This window comes from Candidatus Roizmanbacteria bacterium CG_4_9_14_0_2_um_filter_38_17, from assembly GCA_002788855.1.
Classification (GTDB): domain Bacteria; phylum Patescibacteriota; class Microgenomatia.
This window is the reverse complement of record PFSB01000026.1, coordinates 1-13945: the sequence shown is the minus strand read 5'-3', so window position 1 is coordinate 13945 and position 13945 is coordinate 1. Positions and strand designations below refer to the sequence as shown.

At 38.5% G+C, this 13945-nt stretch carries 16 protein-coding genes and 4 tRNA genes; 7 read left to right on the top strand and 13 right to left on the bottom strand.

Annotated elements, in window-relative coordinates:
* Positions 1 to 7: 7 nt before the first annotated feature.
* Entirely contained in the window at positions 8 to 457 is a 450-nt protein-coding gene (locus CO050_05635; GenBank protein ID PJC30566.1) for a DNA mismatch repair protein MutT, read from the top strand.
* On the opposite strand, the gene CO050_05630 is transcribed toward CO050_05635, so the two are convergent.
* From CO050_05630 to CO050_05585, 10 genes are all read right to left on the bottom strand, one after another.
* Positions 458 to 1018, bottom strand: coding sequence for a hypothetical protein (locus tag CO050_05630; protein PJC30565.1), 561 nt, complete (start codon positions 1016 to 1018; stop codon positions 458 to 460).
* Positions 1019 to 1081: 63 nt separating this feature from the next.
* Positions 1082 to 1885 carry a hypothetical protein gene (locus CO050_05625; GenBank protein PJC30564.1) on the bottom strand — a complete coding sequence of 268 codons (804 nt, stop codon included), beginning with the start codon at positions 1883 to 1885 and terminating at the stop codon, positions 1082 to 1084.
* A gap of 24 nt (positions 1886 to 1909) precedes the next feature.
* Complete coding sequence (locus tag CO050_05620; protein PJC30563.1) at positions 1910 to 3115, bottom strand: hypothetical protein; 1206 nt, start codon at positions 3113 to 3115, stop codon at positions 1910 to 1912.
* A complete protein-coding gene (locus tag CO050_05615) occupies positions 3112 to 3789 on the bottom strand; it encodes a macrolide ABC transporter ATP-binding protein (GenBank protein ID PJC30562.1) in 678 nt (225 codons plus the stop codon). Before CO050_05615 ends, CO050_05620 begins: the two co-directional genes overlap by 4 nt.
* Positions 3786 to 4865 carry a hypothetical protein gene (locus tag CO050_05610; protein ID PJC30561.1) on the bottom strand — a complete coding sequence of 360 codons (1080 nt, stop codon included), beginning with the start codon at positions 4863 to 4865 and terminating at the stop codon, positions 3786 to 3788. Before CO050_05610 ends, CO050_05615 begins: the two co-directional genes overlap by 4 nt.
* 1 nt (position 4866) lies before the next feature.
* Positions 4867 to 4947 (bottom strand) — tRNA-Leu (locus CO050_05605).
* A 44-nt stretch (positions 4948 to 4991) separates the two neighbouring features.
* Positions 4992 to 5570: a hypothetical protein gene (locus CO050_05600; protein PJC30560.1), complete on the bottom strand. Its 579-nt coding sequence runs from the start codon at positions 5568 to 5570 to the stop codon at positions 4992 to 4994.
* A gap of 44 nt (positions 5571 to 5614) precedes the next feature.
* Positions 5615 to 6229 carry a hypothetical protein gene (locus CO050_05595; GenBank protein ID PJC30559.1) on the bottom strand — a complete coding sequence of 205 codons (615 nt, stop codon included), beginning with the start codon at positions 6227 to 6229 and terminating at the stop codon, positions 5615 to 5617.
* 110 nt (positions 6230 to 6339) lie between these two features.
* Positions 6340 to 6411 (bottom strand) — tRNA-Lys (locus CO050_05590).
* An 11-nt stretch (positions 6412 to 6422) separates the two neighbouring features.
* Positions 6423 to 6499, bottom strand: a tRNA-Arg gene (locus tag CO050_05585).
* 47 nt (positions 6500 to 6546) lie between these two features.
* Between CO050_05585 and CO050_05580 the strand changes: the two genes are divergently transcribed.
* A complete protein-coding gene (locus CO050_05580) occupies positions 6547 to 7617 on the top strand; it encodes a GTP-binding protein (protein ID PJC30558.1) in 1071 nt (356 codons plus the stop codon).
* A 3-nt stretch (positions 7618 to 7620) separates the two neighbouring features.
* On the opposite strand, the gene CO050_05575 is transcribed toward CO050_05580, so the two are convergent.
* Together CO050_05575 and CO050_05570 are read right to left on the bottom strand one after the other, a co-directional pair.
* Positions 7621 to 9177, bottom strand: a complete 1557-nt coding sequence (locus CO050_05575) for a hypothetical protein (GenBank protein ID PJC30557.1) — start codon at positions 9175 to 9177, stop codon at positions 7621 to 7623.
* Positions 9178 to 10281: a hypothetical protein gene (locus CO050_05570; GenBank protein PJC30556.1), complete on the bottom strand. Its 1104-nt coding sequence runs from the start codon at positions 10279 to 10281 to the stop codon at positions 9178 to 9180. It lies immediately after the preceding gene.
* A 162-nt stretch (positions 10282 to 10443) separates the two neighbouring features.
* Between CO050_05570 and CO050_05565 the strand changes: the two genes are divergently transcribed.
* From CO050_05565 to CO050_05550, 4 genes are all read left to right on the top strand, one after another.
* On the top strand, positions 10444 to 11493 hold the full coding sequence (locus CO050_05565; GenBank protein ID PJC30555.1) for a hypothetical protein: 1050 nt from the start codon (positions 10444 to 10446) through the stop codon (positions 11491 to 11493).
* Positions 11494 to 11754: 261 nt separating this feature from the next.
* Positions 11755 to 12018, top strand: coding sequence for an excinuclease ABC subunit C (locus tag CO050_05560; protein PJC30633.1), 264 nt, complete (start codon positions 11755 to 11757; stop codon positions 12016 to 12018).
* A gap of 13 nt (positions 12019 to 12031) precedes the next feature.
* A tRNA-His gene (locus CO050_05555) sits at positions 12032 to 12107 on the top strand.
* Between the two features lie 29 nt (positions 12108 to 12136).
* Positions 12137 to 12526 carry an SET domain-containing protein-lysine N-methyltransferase gene (locus CO050_05550; protein PJC30554.1) on the top strand — a complete coding sequence of 130 codons (390 nt, stop codon included), beginning with the start codon at positions 12137 to 12139 and terminating at the stop codon, positions 12524 to 12526.
* A gap of 545 nt (positions 12527 to 13071) precedes the next feature.
* Here CO050_05550 and CO050_05545 read toward each other — a convergent pair.
* Entirely contained in the window at positions 13072 to 13323 is a 252-nt protein-coding gene (locus CO050_05545; GenBank protein PJC30553.1) for a hypothetical protein, read from the bottom strand.
* A gap of 260 nt (positions 13324 to 13583) precedes the next feature.
* Here CO050_05545 and CO050_05540 point away from each other — a divergent pair, with 260 nt between their 5' ends.
* Positions 13584 to 13856, top strand: coding sequence for a hypothetical protein (locus tag CO050_05540; GenBank protein PJC30552.1), 273 nt, complete (start codon positions 13584 to 13586; stop codon positions 13854 to 13856).
* The last annotated feature ends 89 nt before the right edge of the window (positions 13857 to 13945 follow it).

Below are 13945 nucleotides of genomic sequence, written 5' to 3'. Positions count from 1 at the left end.
TTATGAGATAAACCTGTATAATATACCTGTGAAACCTGGAGTAGATCATATAGGAGTATCAGTTGGTGCTCTTATATTCAACCATAAAGGAGAACTGTTTCTTAATGAGCGCTCACAACTAGCCAGAAACGCTAAGGGTCACTGGGAAGTACCGGGAGGTATGATAGAGTTTGGTGAAACCAGAGCACAGGCTATTTTAAGAGAAATTAAAGAGGAGTTTAATATAGATATTATAATAGATAGTATTCTTCATACTGTTGACGAGATTCTCGTAGATGAAAAACAGCACTGGATTCCTACTACATATACTGGTAAGATAAAAAAGACACAAGTGCCTAAGATTATGGAACCACATAAGTGTGATGAAATAGGCTGGTTTAGCCTAGGTAATCTACCCACGCCTCTCTCATATATAACTAAGCTAGATCTAGAAGAATATTACAAACAGAATGTATAATTATCCTGCTTGGGTGGCCATTTTGCGCTCGTGGGAGAGGGTGAAAGTAGTTCCACCTTTTTTTGCCTTATTCCAGTAACCCTTTGCTCTTTTCTTAGCAAACGTCATATCCATCCAAGAGTTACTCTCTTGAATATTCTGACGGAGCACCATCAGCATACTACTTAATCTTGAAAAAAAGTTTAAATGATAAACATCTGGTTCAGCTATATTCTCATGAACTGCTTTTTCATATTCAGTTGTTCTCTGCCCCAGCTTTTTCATTTCTGCTATAGCAAGGGTCAACTCTTGACGAACAGAGATAATCTCCTGCTGAATTATGATTTTATCTTGGTGTTCAGATTTGCTAAACACTGTAAACTCAGTTCTAGTTTGAATCTGGGTAACTTTCGTGCTTTCTGCACTCTCTGGCCTTGGCAAGCGACTAGATGCACTATCACTATCTATATACTCTGGATTATTTTGTTGAGCCATGCGAACACGAAGAGCTTGCAGTCTCTCGGCTGCTGCGTTGTTCTTTTTTTTCTTACTGTTATCAAAAATCGTGTTACTACTAATCATAGAATAAATCTACATACTATAGGCTATGGCTTCAATAACTGAATTTTAACACAATCTTAACGCTTAATCAAGAAGATGCTGGAGTGTCTTTCGGCGCCGAATGAGCGATGTTACGAAGTATCTTTGTCTGTTTTGATCTTCAGTTGAAAGGCTTTCTTTACTAGCCTTAAAGAAGTCCTCAACTTCTTTATCTTCTACTGTAATTTTATCTTCGTCAGCAATGGATTCAAGTATAAACTCTAGTTTGAGTGTATTTTCTGCCTCTTGCTTTTTCTGCACTTTAAGTTGCTCAATGGATAATCCTTTTGATTGAGCATACTTTTCAATAGTCATACCAACCTGCTTTGCCTGATCAATCAGTGAAGATAACTCTTTATTAGTCTGTTCTTCAATCATAAATACAGGGAGAGTTAACTCAACTTCCTTAAGAATTATTCCTAGTATTTCATCTAAACTAACTTTCTTATCCTTACTTGCTTTTTTGAGTATTGTCACTGCCTTTTTATACTTACCTAATTTAAGCACCGGTTTCTCAGCCGTAGTAATTTTTACCACTAAATCATTATCTGGAGCTGCTTTTTGGAGCTGAATGCGTGGCTGTATTACTGGCTGTAATTTTTCTTGTTGGACAATTTTAGCGTAGTACACAGGTAGTAACTCTTCAAGCGTTTGTTGCCACATGCGCTCTAAATCTAGTTGCTGTTCGGCCAAGTTCTTAGGTGCTTTACCTTTTCGAAATCCTTTTACAACAACGTGCTTAACTGCTTGCTCAACTACAGAATCATACTTTATCTTAACGTCTTTCCAAAGTATTGTAAGCAAAATATCTATTGCACCATCTTTTTGACGAGTTATCTCTGTCTGCATAATAGAGAATTATATCATAATCTACTATTCAAATCTAAGCGCAGCAATTGGATCCATGCGGGCAGCTTTTATTGCTGGACCAACCCCAGAAACAATACCAGTCAAGGCTGAAATTGTAAATCCTAAAATAATAGACCAGGTTGGAACTACAGTCTGGACAAAGTTATTCAAGATTAAAGAGCCACCTACGCCAATTAATATCCCCACCACACCTCCAATTACACTTAATGTTGCGGCCTCAGTTAGAAATTGAAGCAATATATCGCGTGAGGTAGCCCCCACTGCTTTCCTGATTCCTATCTCCCGGATTCTCTCTGTAACCGACACTAGCATAATATTAGCAATTCCAATACCTCCCACTACAAGAGAGATAGCAGCAATACCACCTAGTCCTGCTGTAATAACTCCAAGGATTGAAGTAACCGTGTCTAGCAAATCTTGCGTCCCAATTACAGATACATCTTCATTGTTCATCTGGGTAAGTAGTATTCGCTCAATCTGTCTTTTTGCTTGATCTACCCTTTCTACGTCTCCAACTTTGGTATAAATATAGCTAACCTTATCTAGGTCAAATACACGCTCAAAAGTTGTCAATGGTATTGCAACAAGATCGTCTTGGTCATTGCCAAACGCTGCTCCTTTGGACTCAAATACACCTATTACAGTGAAAGATTTCCCAGATATCTTAAGGTCTTCTCCAATAGGATCTCTATTCCCAAACAATTCTTTTACTGTGGTTGCTCCGAGAACTGCTACTCGCTTAGTACCCGACTCTTCTTGTCTAGAAAAGAATCGACCTTTGTCTGTTGGAGATTTTCTAATATCTATGTAGTTAACGGTTGTACCTAATATGCCCGTCGTCCTCTCTTTGCCTAAGTACTTAGTTTCAGAATATGTTGTAGCAACTGGAGTTACCCCTTCTACTAAATCTGCCCTGCGTTCTATAAGCTCTGCAATTTCTCTTGTCAGCTTATTATTAGCTGATCCCGGTGGTCCACCTTCTCTGCCTGCTGTATCGCCGAACTTTAGCTCACCGGGAAACACCGTTAATAAGTCGGTTCCCAGCTCATCAAACTGATCTGTGACAAATGCCTGTAATCCTGAGCCAACTGATACCAAAAGAATTACTGATGCCACACCAATAATAACTCCAAGCATAGTTAAGCCTGAGCGCATCTTGTTTATTGCCAAGGAGCGAAATGCCACCTGAAATGTGTCTAATAATGTCATTTATCTTCTATAATTTTCCCATCCACGATTCTAATAATTCGATCAGCGTATTTTGCTATTTCACTTTCATGAGTTACCATGACGATTGTTTTACCTTCATTATTTAGATTCTTTAAAATCTGCATAATCTGATCTCCTGTTTTGGTATCCAAGTTACCCGTGGGTTCATCTGCTAGAATAATTTCTGGATCATTGATTAATGCTCGAGCAATGGCCACTCTCTGCTGCTGTCCTCCAGATAGCTGATTAGGCGCATGATCTTGTCTATTGCCCAATCCTAACCTTGTCAGTAACCTTGCTCCAATTTTTTTAGAATTTTTTATGCGTTCATGACGGTAGATTATGGGTAGTATTACATTGTCTAGTGCCGAAACTTTTTTTATGAGATTAAACTGCTGAAATACAAATCCTATAACTTTATTGCGTAGCTTAGCTCGATCATTTTCAGATAAGTTTTTTATGCTTTTGTCTTTATAAAGTAATTCTCCGCTACTTGGAGTATCCAAGAGGCCAATTATATGCATTAGAGTGGACTTACCGGAACCAGACGGACCCATAATTGCCACAAACTCACCTTCTTTTAGCTCAGTAGATACCTTATTTAATGCATGTACAGCTACTCCACCAAGCTCGTATGTACGGGAAACATCTTTTAGCGTTAATAGGGGTTTCATTCGATATTCTTACCTTCTTTTAGTTCATCCTGCCCTTCTGTTGCCACCTTTTCTCCTTCTTTTAATCCAGAAATAATTTCCGCGTAATCGGCTGTTTCTGCTCCTAGTTCTACTTCTATTAGCTTGGCCACACCGTCTTTTACCACCCACACAGAGGTTTTATTATCATCAGTAATTATGATAGATTTTTGTGGCACAACCAATACGCTTTTGAGGTCTTCAACTACAAACTCAATATCTCCGTTCATACCTATTCTAAACTTCACTCCAATATTCTCTGGTAATGTGGTCTTGACCAAATACGCCGTGCCCCCACCTTTCGTTGTGGTACTTACAAAATCTATACTTTTTACAGTAGCTTTAATCACTTCATCTGGATAAGCATCAAGCGTAATAATAGCGCCTTGGCCTACATTAATCTTACTAACATCAACCTCATCTACTTCAGCCACAAACTCGGTACTTTTTGGATCTACAACTGTTATTTCTGCGCCAGCGGGGGTAGTATTTACTCCCGCGAATGGTTCCTCAATTTCTACAACCAACCCATCAATTGGCGAAATAATTGTTGCATACTTTATAGCTAAATTCTGGATCTCAACATCCAACACAACACTATCTAAGTCAAACTGATTTTTCTGCAAAATGCGCCTTAGTTCATCGGTCAAGACATTTGGATAGGTCTGGTCTTGTACTTTCTCAACACCATAGTCTTCTCTCCCCTGTTCAAAATCCCAGCGCTCGTTTTTATAATCAATAAGCTCTTTTTCTAATTTCTTTTGTAGCTCCTCTTTATCCAGAGATGCTAATGCTTGCCACTTTTTAACTACATCTCCTTCTTGTACCCCCACCCATGATAGTTTTCCAGAGGATGCAAAACGAACTTTAGCCTTAATTGCTGCATCAACACTTCCTGAAGCGCTTATTGCCTCAGATAGTTTCTCGGTACTTACCTCCCCCAGCTTAACACTTTCACCTTTAGTCTTAGTCTGGAAAAAGAAGTAATAACTCAGTACAATAACAACCCCCAGTAGGATTAGCGTAGTTAGCTTATGATTTTTGATAAATCTGTACATGTGCCAGAGAGAGGACTCGAACCTCCACGGGTTACCCCACACGGTCCTAAACCGTGCGCGTCTACCATTCCGCCACTCTGGCTAATAGCTAAATTATACTTTAAATGCGCTTAGTTTGGAAAGATCTTAGAGGTTTAAGGCTAGTTTGTTGGCATTGTTTTCAAACAAAGTTATTTCGTTCATGAAAAAGCGGACATTTCTTGCCCATGTTTTAGAAGGCGGTGCATAAATAGGCATAACCTCCTCTGGTGTAACTAATCCCCAGCTATCTCTATACTTCACAGCTAGCATCTCTGCTTCTACCTCAATAGCTTTCTCCCAGCTCTCAAAGCTAAAGTATCCACCAGCATAACCAAACGGATTATGTGAGTCCGAGGCGATACGCTTACCAAAAGTAGATTCAGCACCAGCTATGGCTGGAATCAGTCTCCAGTCAAGTTCATGTTTATCTGCAACCTGTATAAAGATATCTGAATACATGGATAAGGGGGAACCAAACTGAGTTAGATAGTTACTTAAGATAACTGTTCTACTATCATTATATATATTAGCTTTTTCAATCAAAACAGGGCTCGTATTAAGCACTGCTGAGGAGCCAGCCACTTTACACTGTAGCTCACACTGATTGTAGGCTGCGTTTACCCTCTGGGGGCTCATAAGCAACCCAGCTAAAATAGACACTAAAACAACAACTTGTTTTAACATCCAGATATTGTACTTCTAGCACTTGCGGGTGTCAAGTGCTAATACTACTCTCTTATATCCTGTAAGAACTGCCTCACGCCATTTGCCCATGCACCTCCAGCTGACTCAACGCTTACGGGCGCATATTTTGCCATCAAGACCTGTAGCATCTCATTTTCATCTTCAATTTCCGTTATATCACCATAATTTGAACTAAAATCCTTAATATATGTATCTATTCCCTCTTCCCAAGATTCAAAGCAGAGCGTTCCTCTCTTATGGATTCCCCATCCCCATGCGTTGTGACAGTTAGGTGGAGTCACTTTGCCAAGATTTGATTCTTGCTGCGCGATAGCAACTGGCAACAAATAGTTATCTAATCCATATTCATCAGCTTTTTTCACAAACAAACCAGCATAGGGTACTAATGGTGAATTATATCTTTCAAGATAATTACGAATAATAACTGGTCTAGCATCCCCTGCCACAATAGCTTCGGTAAAGCTTCCTAAAACCTGTGGAACAAATGTTGCTACTCGGTAATTAGGGGAAGTATCATTAAAGATATGAGCTTGTTGACGTAACAAAACATCTACCTCACGGATATTAGGCAGTTTAATAAGTAACACAAAGCTTATAGCTATAGTAGCTGTGGTAAGAGGTATAAACCCCAGCACCATGAGCACTTTTTTCACCCCTTCATACTGTCATATCTGGGGTGAGGGTGTCAAGTGTATAATGGGGTCAGCCACCATTTTTATTAGAGCCAGAAAAAGCCCAAAACTTTATGTGGGTTGCCAGGGGCTCGAACCCTGAACCTACTGGTTAAGAGCCAGTTGCTCTACCATTGAGCTAGCAACCCGCGGTACTCCGTGGTGCCCCAGGAGGGATTCGAACCCCCGACCCCTGGTTCCGAAGACCAGTGCTCTAATCCACTGAGCTACTGAGGCTACCATTATATTATACAAGAACTAATGCGCAAGTTATAATTGGGCTTATGGATAACCAAGCAAGAATTGAAGCAATCCAAGAAGAGATTAGAAAAACACCCTATCACAAAGGGACAGAACATCACATTGGAAAACTTAGAGCGCGTATTGCTCAGCTCAAAAGTGAGATTATTGAAAGACAACTAAAGCTTAGTGCTACTGGAGGAGGCGGAGGTTATGCTGTGGCAAAGCACGGAGATGCAACAGTTGTATTAATTGGCCCCCCATCCGTAGGAAAATCTACTCTTTTAAACCAGCTAACCGACGCTAACTCCAAAGTAGCTGAATATGAGTTTACAACTCTGGAAGTAATTCCAGGTATGCTTAATATTAATGGAGCTAGAATTCAGATTCTTGATGTTCCTGGTCTTATCACAGGGGCTGCCAAAGGATTAGGTAGAGGTAAAGAAGTGCTTTCTGTCGCTAGAATCGCAGATCTAATCATCCTTATGGTTGATGTTAAGCGCAAAGGAGAGCTACCCAATATGGAGATAGAGCTTGCAAATGCAGGAGTAAGACTTAATCAAAGCCCACCTAAATTAGTAGTAAAAAAGACGGATCGAGGTGGTATACAGATAAACTCACCAACCCTGACCTTGCTGGACCAAGATACTATAAAAACTATCGCCAGAAGTTATCGAATTGTTAATGCCCAGATCTCTATTAAAGAAGACCTTACTCCAGAACAACTGATTGATGCTTTTGCTGGTAACCGTGTCTATGTCCCCGCCATTAAGATTATTAACAAAATGGAAGGCAAAAAACTTAATCTATCTTCAGACGTGTTTGCAATCAGTGCGCTTGAGGGAAAGGGCTTAGATAAGCTTACCCAATCAATCTGGGATAAGCTGGACCTTATTCGTATTTATCTACGAAATCCCCAGGGCGTGGTGGACATGGAAGATCCCTTGGTAGTCCCCTCTTCTATTACAGTTAGGGAAGCCGTTATAAAACTATCTTCAGAACTAGTAGAGACAACAACAGGTGCTCGTGTTTGGGGACCAGCAGCTAGATATCCAGGTCAAAAAGTGGGACTTTTCCACCAGCTTAAAGATGGAACAATCATCCAGTTTATTTAATCTCTAAGCTATCTCTTCTCTTTTTGACTTCATAAAGCCAAACCATTCTTCAAATACCTCAAAGATTGCTTTAAAAGGAGCTTCAAGAATGAAATCAAAGATAAATGTAATTACGTTTATCTTAGAAAGATCACTTGATAATCTTTTTCCTACAGAAAGAATAGGCACCATAAGGAAATCTATAATAGGAGCAAAAACATTTCCCTTTTCTTTATATACATATTCTCTTGGTATAAGCCTAATCCTGTAGGCGAAAAATGACACAACTGTCAAGAAGAAGATAAAGATAAGTTGGCTAGCAAAGTTAAAATTAAGATTTGTTAGTCCCCAGATAATAAAGCCAAAAATTAAAAGGAACGTCAAACTATAAATAGTTGTAAAGATAAATGCTAATAAAGGCCTATTAACACTTGGATTAGCATCAAATTGCTTTTTATCTGTATTGGGCTTTTGAGTGGTAATAATCTCCTTAATTCTATCAATAATTCGTTTAGTATTGTCTTTTCCTGGAGTTGTGATAAGTAACGCAATAAGCCCCATTAATATGGGAGGCATTGAGGTGTTAATTATTAATGGAACTATTTTTATCTCTCCTTCAAGATATCTATCAAATGGTACTTCTAGTAATATGGCAAAGATCGCTTTTGTTAAAAACAGATAAATAACACTTCTGATTGCTGCGCGTCTTAAGCGCTTACTTACCTGCTTATATTTACTAGTGCAGATCGTGGTTATCTTTTCTACCAGCGTTTTCTCATCAGTCAAAATTCTTTTCACTTGATCTGGACTATTAGTAAGCACAATTGACTCTAGAATTAAAAAAGGAGCCGTTTGCTTACGAACATAGTTAACCAGTTTATTGCGAAGTGGGTGTTCTACGTGTTTATTTACAAATTTATATGTTCCCCAGAAGTCTGCAAATAACTTCTCTTCACCGTATAATTCAACTAGATGGTATCTTAGAAGTGGGGTATCTACTTTATTTAATCCCTCTTGTATAGCTAGATAAATTAGAATATCTTTAGTAGCTTCACTTTCATTTTCTATATGAATATTGTTACGTAACCACTGGTATACATAGTTAGTAATGGCCTCAATCTTAGGATTTGGAGCAAGAATAAACTCGAGTTTGCAAGATAGCTGGCTAATTATCCAATCAGACACTTCGTTAATCTGTTGTTGGTTATTCAATTGAGAGATAAGTTTGCGACGTAGATCAAAGTACCTAGTTGCAGCATTTTTAGCTTGTTCAACTGTTTTTTCAGTTATAGACCCAGATGCTAAGTATCTTCCCCAGAGCATTTCCTTTACTAAAGTCTCAATATACTCTGCTCCACCTTGATTTATCACAATTCTTCGACGAATTACTCTTTCAATAGCAGCTTTGCGAACCAGATGTCCCTCTCTATACTCTACGGCGTTGCGCATTTTTTCATACAAAGCGCCCAAAAAAGTAACCGTTTCGGAAACTTCAACCTTAGGAGAGTCGTCCTTCTTGTCACTTTGAGAGATTTGAAGTGAGGAGATTAAGGCTTGAGTTAATGGGTGAATCTGAATCATTTATGCAAATCTCAATATAGAAGCTATACCTTTACCCTCTGTTCTGAGGTACTGGTTTGCTACCTTGTCTACAAGTGCCTCATATTCCATAGCTAACTTTAACACATATGGTTTTACTTTCGCGATAGGTGTTAAGTTGTTAAAACACAAAGAGCAAGCATCTAGTTTCCTTATTTCAAGTAATTTGCAACGCTCGCATACATAACCCTTTGGGTGAAAGCTTGGATCAACCAAAATCTCTCTTGCTCTTCCTTCTCTTAAGGATCTAAATACTGCTGTAGGTCCAAATACAGCCATGTGCCTTAGGACTAAGCTCTTAGCATGTTCTACTTTTTGTTGAGGTTGTAACACATTGTGTTCACTAATTAATCTGCGAGATTCTTTGTTGATTCTTGCCATTGTTGCACGAAGCGGTAAACCAACCATGTCTTTCACTTTCTGCACAGCGGTTTTTGCAAGTACGCCTTTGAACAAATGCATTGATTCAGTATGACCAAGTAAAAATACAGATTTCACATCACTAGATCTAAAATATGGCCAATATGCGTCCTTTACTACACGCATATACTCCTTCAGGTCTTGTTTAGGGTCCTCGGGGATTACAGGAGGCTCTATTTCTACCAACTTGCTATCTGAGTAGCTATACAACCTTGACCGTCCGGGATATAGGGTTATAAAGATCTCTTTTGGTTGTTCGGCAAATAACTGAATTAATGGAGCTCGATCAAAGTCCAGGTCCATACTTATTTTGTTGGTAAATGAGTAGTCTATAGGGTAGGTCAAAAAAATATCTCGATACCCCGAGATATACACCGCAAGTCCTTTTGCACCATCTCCACTGCTAAATTCTATAAACTCCTTGACTCTTACAATTTCCTCAGCCATAGGTTCCGGGTTAATATTTAATTTTGTGAGCTCAGTTTTTAACTTTTCCCATTCTGAGTCTACAAACTCAATTGCTTCAATATTTTTTCCTCCACTACCATTGATGGTTAGATACATGCTAATAATAGGTAGTCTATTAGGGATGATCATATTTAGACGTCTTAGAGCTAAAAGCAATCTATCTTTTTCAATTAAAGGTATATTTTTACTTACTGCCATTTATCTATTGTATATCTTTGTATAAAGCGAAACAAGGCGAGTGAGAGAACGAAAATATCTTACTATGGGATATTATACTCCATCCTAGGATATATGCAACAAAGGTTACAATAATAGCTACAAATATGTTGACAAATAACAGATTTATGATATAATAAACACATGTTCAAGCCCAATTACGTAATTTCACCCAAGTTGCTTACCAATCTTACTCAAATTGAGCGTTTTTACGGACAAATTGAGTCAGAAAACCTTATTCCATCAGTTGCTCTACGTCTCCAAAATTCAAATATTGCCCTGGCGACTCACCATTCAACTTCTATTGAGGGCAATCCTTTGACACCTGTGGAGGTTACCAATGTTATTCTAGGAGACAGAATTCCCACAACAAAAGCCGAAAAAGAGGTTAGAGATTATTTCGAAGCATTAGTTCACTTAGATAGTTACAAGCAAGATAAGCATAAACTAGACTCTAGTCTAATTCTTGAGTTACATGGATTAGCAATGCGACACGCAAAGGATATGAGAATCGGTGAGTACAGGAACTCAAAAGTTGTCGTCGGTCACACAGAGATTGTTGATGGCTCTGCTACTATAAAGGTCAAACACGACCCGCCCGCCCACACCGAAGGTGATATTGACAAGCTGATTAATGAGCTCATTTTATGGTTTGAAACTGACAAAGAAACCCCTGCAATCCTAAAGGCAGGTATATTCCATCACTGGTTTGTCTATATTCATCCTTTTTTTGATGGCAATGGAAGAGTTACGCGTCTAGTTACATCTTACTTATTAATGCTTAGTGGATACGAAGTGTCTCGCTACTTCATTCTTGACGACTACTATGACATTGATCGCCTACTTTACTCTGACATGCTCCATTCAGCCGACGAGGGAAATCATACCGAATGGTTGGAGTATTTTACAGATGGTCTTGTCTACTCTCTTCAAGCAGCAATGGCAAAAATTACTGAGTATAAAGAGGCTAAATTAGAGCATGTCAAAGGAGATAATAGAGCTCTTGTTACCAAACGAGAGGAAGACGTCTTGCGAATTGTGATGGAGCTTAAAACTGTACGTTCCTCAGACATTTCCAAACGTTTTGAAGTGACCCGCCAACAAGCCTTTCGCCTCCTTGACTCACTAGTAGAAAAGCAGATCCTTGAAAAGAAAGGCAAAACCAAAGCCTCCTACTACAAGTTAGCCAAATAATCCCAGACAAGGCAAAACAAAGCGAATCAAGGTTAAGCCCTTTACAAAGTGAAAGGCTTAACCTTTGGATGAGCATTTTATAAATATCCAAATGTAACAATAACATCCACAATTATAGTTACAATTATCCCTGTAATTTTCTGGTTACTCTTAGTATAATAGTTTATATATGGTGGCTGTAGCTCCCCGATGTTAAATCGGGACAGGCAGCTGGTTAGAGCACTCCGGTGTACACCGGAGGGGTCGGGTTCAAATTGTAAGATTGGTTATGTATACATCTTGAAAAGTTTGAAAAATGGAAGTTACTATATTGGAAGCACAGTTAATGTAGAGAAAAGACTTGAAAGACATAATAAGGGAAGAGTTTTTGCTACAAAAAACTTATTACCATTAAAGTGTACATTTGTGCAACAATATAATACTATCAGAGTAGCTAGAATGATTGAATATTGGGTAAAGAGACAAAAGGATAGAAAATTGATAGAGCGAATTATTGCTGAGGGTTTTATTAGCAAGAAAATATAATAGTTTATATATGGTGGCTGTAGCTCAGCTGGTTAGAGCACTGGTTTGTGGTACCAGGGGTCGGGGGTTCGAATCCCCTCAGCCACCCATAAAAATTTAGCCTCCAACAAAAATATATATTGGTAATTCAAAGATTAAGAACGCAGGAAGAGGTGTTTTTGCTAGTCAAAACATTAGTAAAGACGAGGTAATTGAACTATGTCCAATTATCCTAATTGATGAAAAAGAAGTCTCAGACTTACGAAAAACCGAACTTCATAATTATTACTTCATGTGGGGAGATGACAAGAAAAATCACAAGGCGGCAATTTGCTTGGGTTTTGGTTCACTTTATAATCATTCCTACGCGCCTAATGCTTTGTATCAAAAGCGAAAAGATGATGGTACAATTGAGTTTTTTGTGATAAAGAATATTGAAAAAGATGAGGAAATTAGCGTGAATTATAACTATGGAAATCCCCAAGATAAATCAAAATTATGGATAGAGTCTATACCGACTGCGCAATAAGACTATAAACTCGAAAATGCTGTCCTGAAAAATACCAACTCTTGCAATGGAAGATTGCTATAATAGGTGCGGACATCGTTCGGTAGGCTACCCATGAGTTGGATTAGACCTTTAATAAGGGCTATTTACAGGGTTAAACCCTGTAACCCTATAAATTCCAATCATAACGTCTCATCAATTACAGCCCTGCTAAATTTGTCAAATAATCTTATATATACTCCAGCATTTCCATATGAAACCGAAGTGGAGCAGTAAGATCATGATATCCCAGACTTGTTACGCCCGATTCATCAAGAAAACTATGGAGGTAACTACTAGTGTTTAATGCATTATCAGCTGGACTTGTTGTAGCTATCCAACGCACTTCTGTTTTAGTATCAATAATACTTTGTCGAACTGCATAGTAGTTAGCGAATATTGGAACATAATCTATCTGGAAAACCTACAATAGACAATTGGCATCCATGTAGATACTCTGTAGTGTCTCTTGGGGGTAAGCATATATCATTACAGGGTTTGACCCTGTCCCTGTAAATTTCTGAATACTATTTCCAAGTGTAGCTACCACCTTTTCTCCAAACAGATACTCTTTTAAAACCATCATCAAATTTGCCTTTGGGATTACTTGTGCAATCAGGTTCAGAAGCTTCTGCCCATACATTCACCATGCTATCCATTTCATCTACCCCCCCAGTCGATGTACCCACAGGAAATTCACCATTTACAACAGCGCAGGTATTTATAAGCGGACATCCAATATCAGCGCATTCTTTAAAGCCAAGTACTTCTATAGCCATAAGTTGCAGAATTATACCAAGGACTGTCTTAAGCTCCAAGTCAGGTACTAAGGCTACATATCTAACTAACCAAATAAGTACCTATACTCACAAAACCTCTCATAAAGCTCTCCGACTGAAGCTATAACTGGTTCTAATTGGAACTCCTCAGCCACCCCATGGATTATGTTAGACCCTTAATAAGGGCTATTAAAGTAAGTTACCTTTTTTTATACCTGAACACACTTTATTATTTAATCAAGAAGTGTAATAATATTGCTGTGTCAGATACTAAAATAATCCAAGCAATATTAGAGAAAGTAAATTCAATTGACGAAAGAGTAAATTCAATAGACAATAGAGTTGATTCAACGGAGAAAAAAATGGACAGGGGTTTTGATGAAGTAAAAGTAATGATTTCTGAAAATGGTGAGAGAATAGATAAGATTGGATTGCAATTAGCTAAACTGGAAGATGACGCGCCAACCATAGAAGATCATGAAGAATTAGAGGGCAGATTAGAGAAATTAGAGAGACAAGCCACGATAAGTTAATCACAATAGAACTCCCCAGCCACAAAGTATTCGCGAAGTAAGAAAAGTTGCTCTCATCAGACACTAGCATAATAGGTTCGAACTTAACA

Excerpts from the sequence above, each read along its gene's own strand:
- CO050_05575 (PJC30557.1), bottom strand. The coding sequence starts at position 9,177 with ATGATTCAGATTCACCCATTAACTCAAGCCTTAATCTCCTCACTTCAA.
- CO050_05625 (PJC30564.1), bottom strand. The coding sequence starts at position 1,885 with ATGCAGACAGAGATAACTCGTCAAAAAGATGGTGCAATAGATATTTTG.
- CO050_05595 (PJC30559.1), bottom strand. The coding sequence starts at position 6,229 with ATGGTGCTGGGGTTTATACCTCTTACCACAGCTACTATAGCTATAAGC.
- CO050_05545 (PJC30553.1), bottom strand. The coding sequence starts at position 13,323 with ATGGCTATAGAAGTACTTGGCTTTAAAGAATGCGCTGATATTGGATGT.
- CO050_05615 (PJC30562.1), bottom strand. The coding sequence starts at position 3,789 with ATGAAACCCCTATTAACGCTAAAAGATGTTTCCCGTACATACGAGCTT.
- CO050_05630 (PJC30565.1), bottom strand. The coding sequence starts at position 1,018 with ATGATTAGTAGTAACACGATTTTTGATAACAGTAAGAAAAAAAAGAAC.
- CO050_05565 (PJC30555.1), top strand. The coding sequence starts at position 10,444 with ATGTTCAAGCCCAATTACGTAATTTCACCCAAGTTGCTTACCAATCTT.
- CO050_05580 (PJC30558.1), top strand. The coding sequence starts at position 6,547 with ATGGATAACCAAGCAAGAATTGAAGCAATCCAAGAAGAGATTAGAAAA.
- CO050_05570 (PJC30556.1), bottom strand. The coding sequence starts at position 10,281 with ATGGCAGTAAGTAAAAATATACCTTTAATTGAAAAAGATAGATTGCTT.
- CO050_05610 (PJC30561.1), bottom strand. The coding sequence starts at position 4,865 with ATGTACAGATTTATCAAAAATCATAAGCTAACTACGCTAATCCTACTG.
- CO050_05600 (PJC30560.1), bottom strand. The coding sequence starts at position 5,570 with ATGTTAAAACAAGTTGTTGTTTTAGTGTCTATTTTAGCTGGGTTGCTT.
- CO050_05620 (PJC30563.1), bottom strand. The coding sequence starts at position 3,115 with ATGACATTATTAGACACATTTCAGGTGGCATTTCGCTCCTTGGCAATA.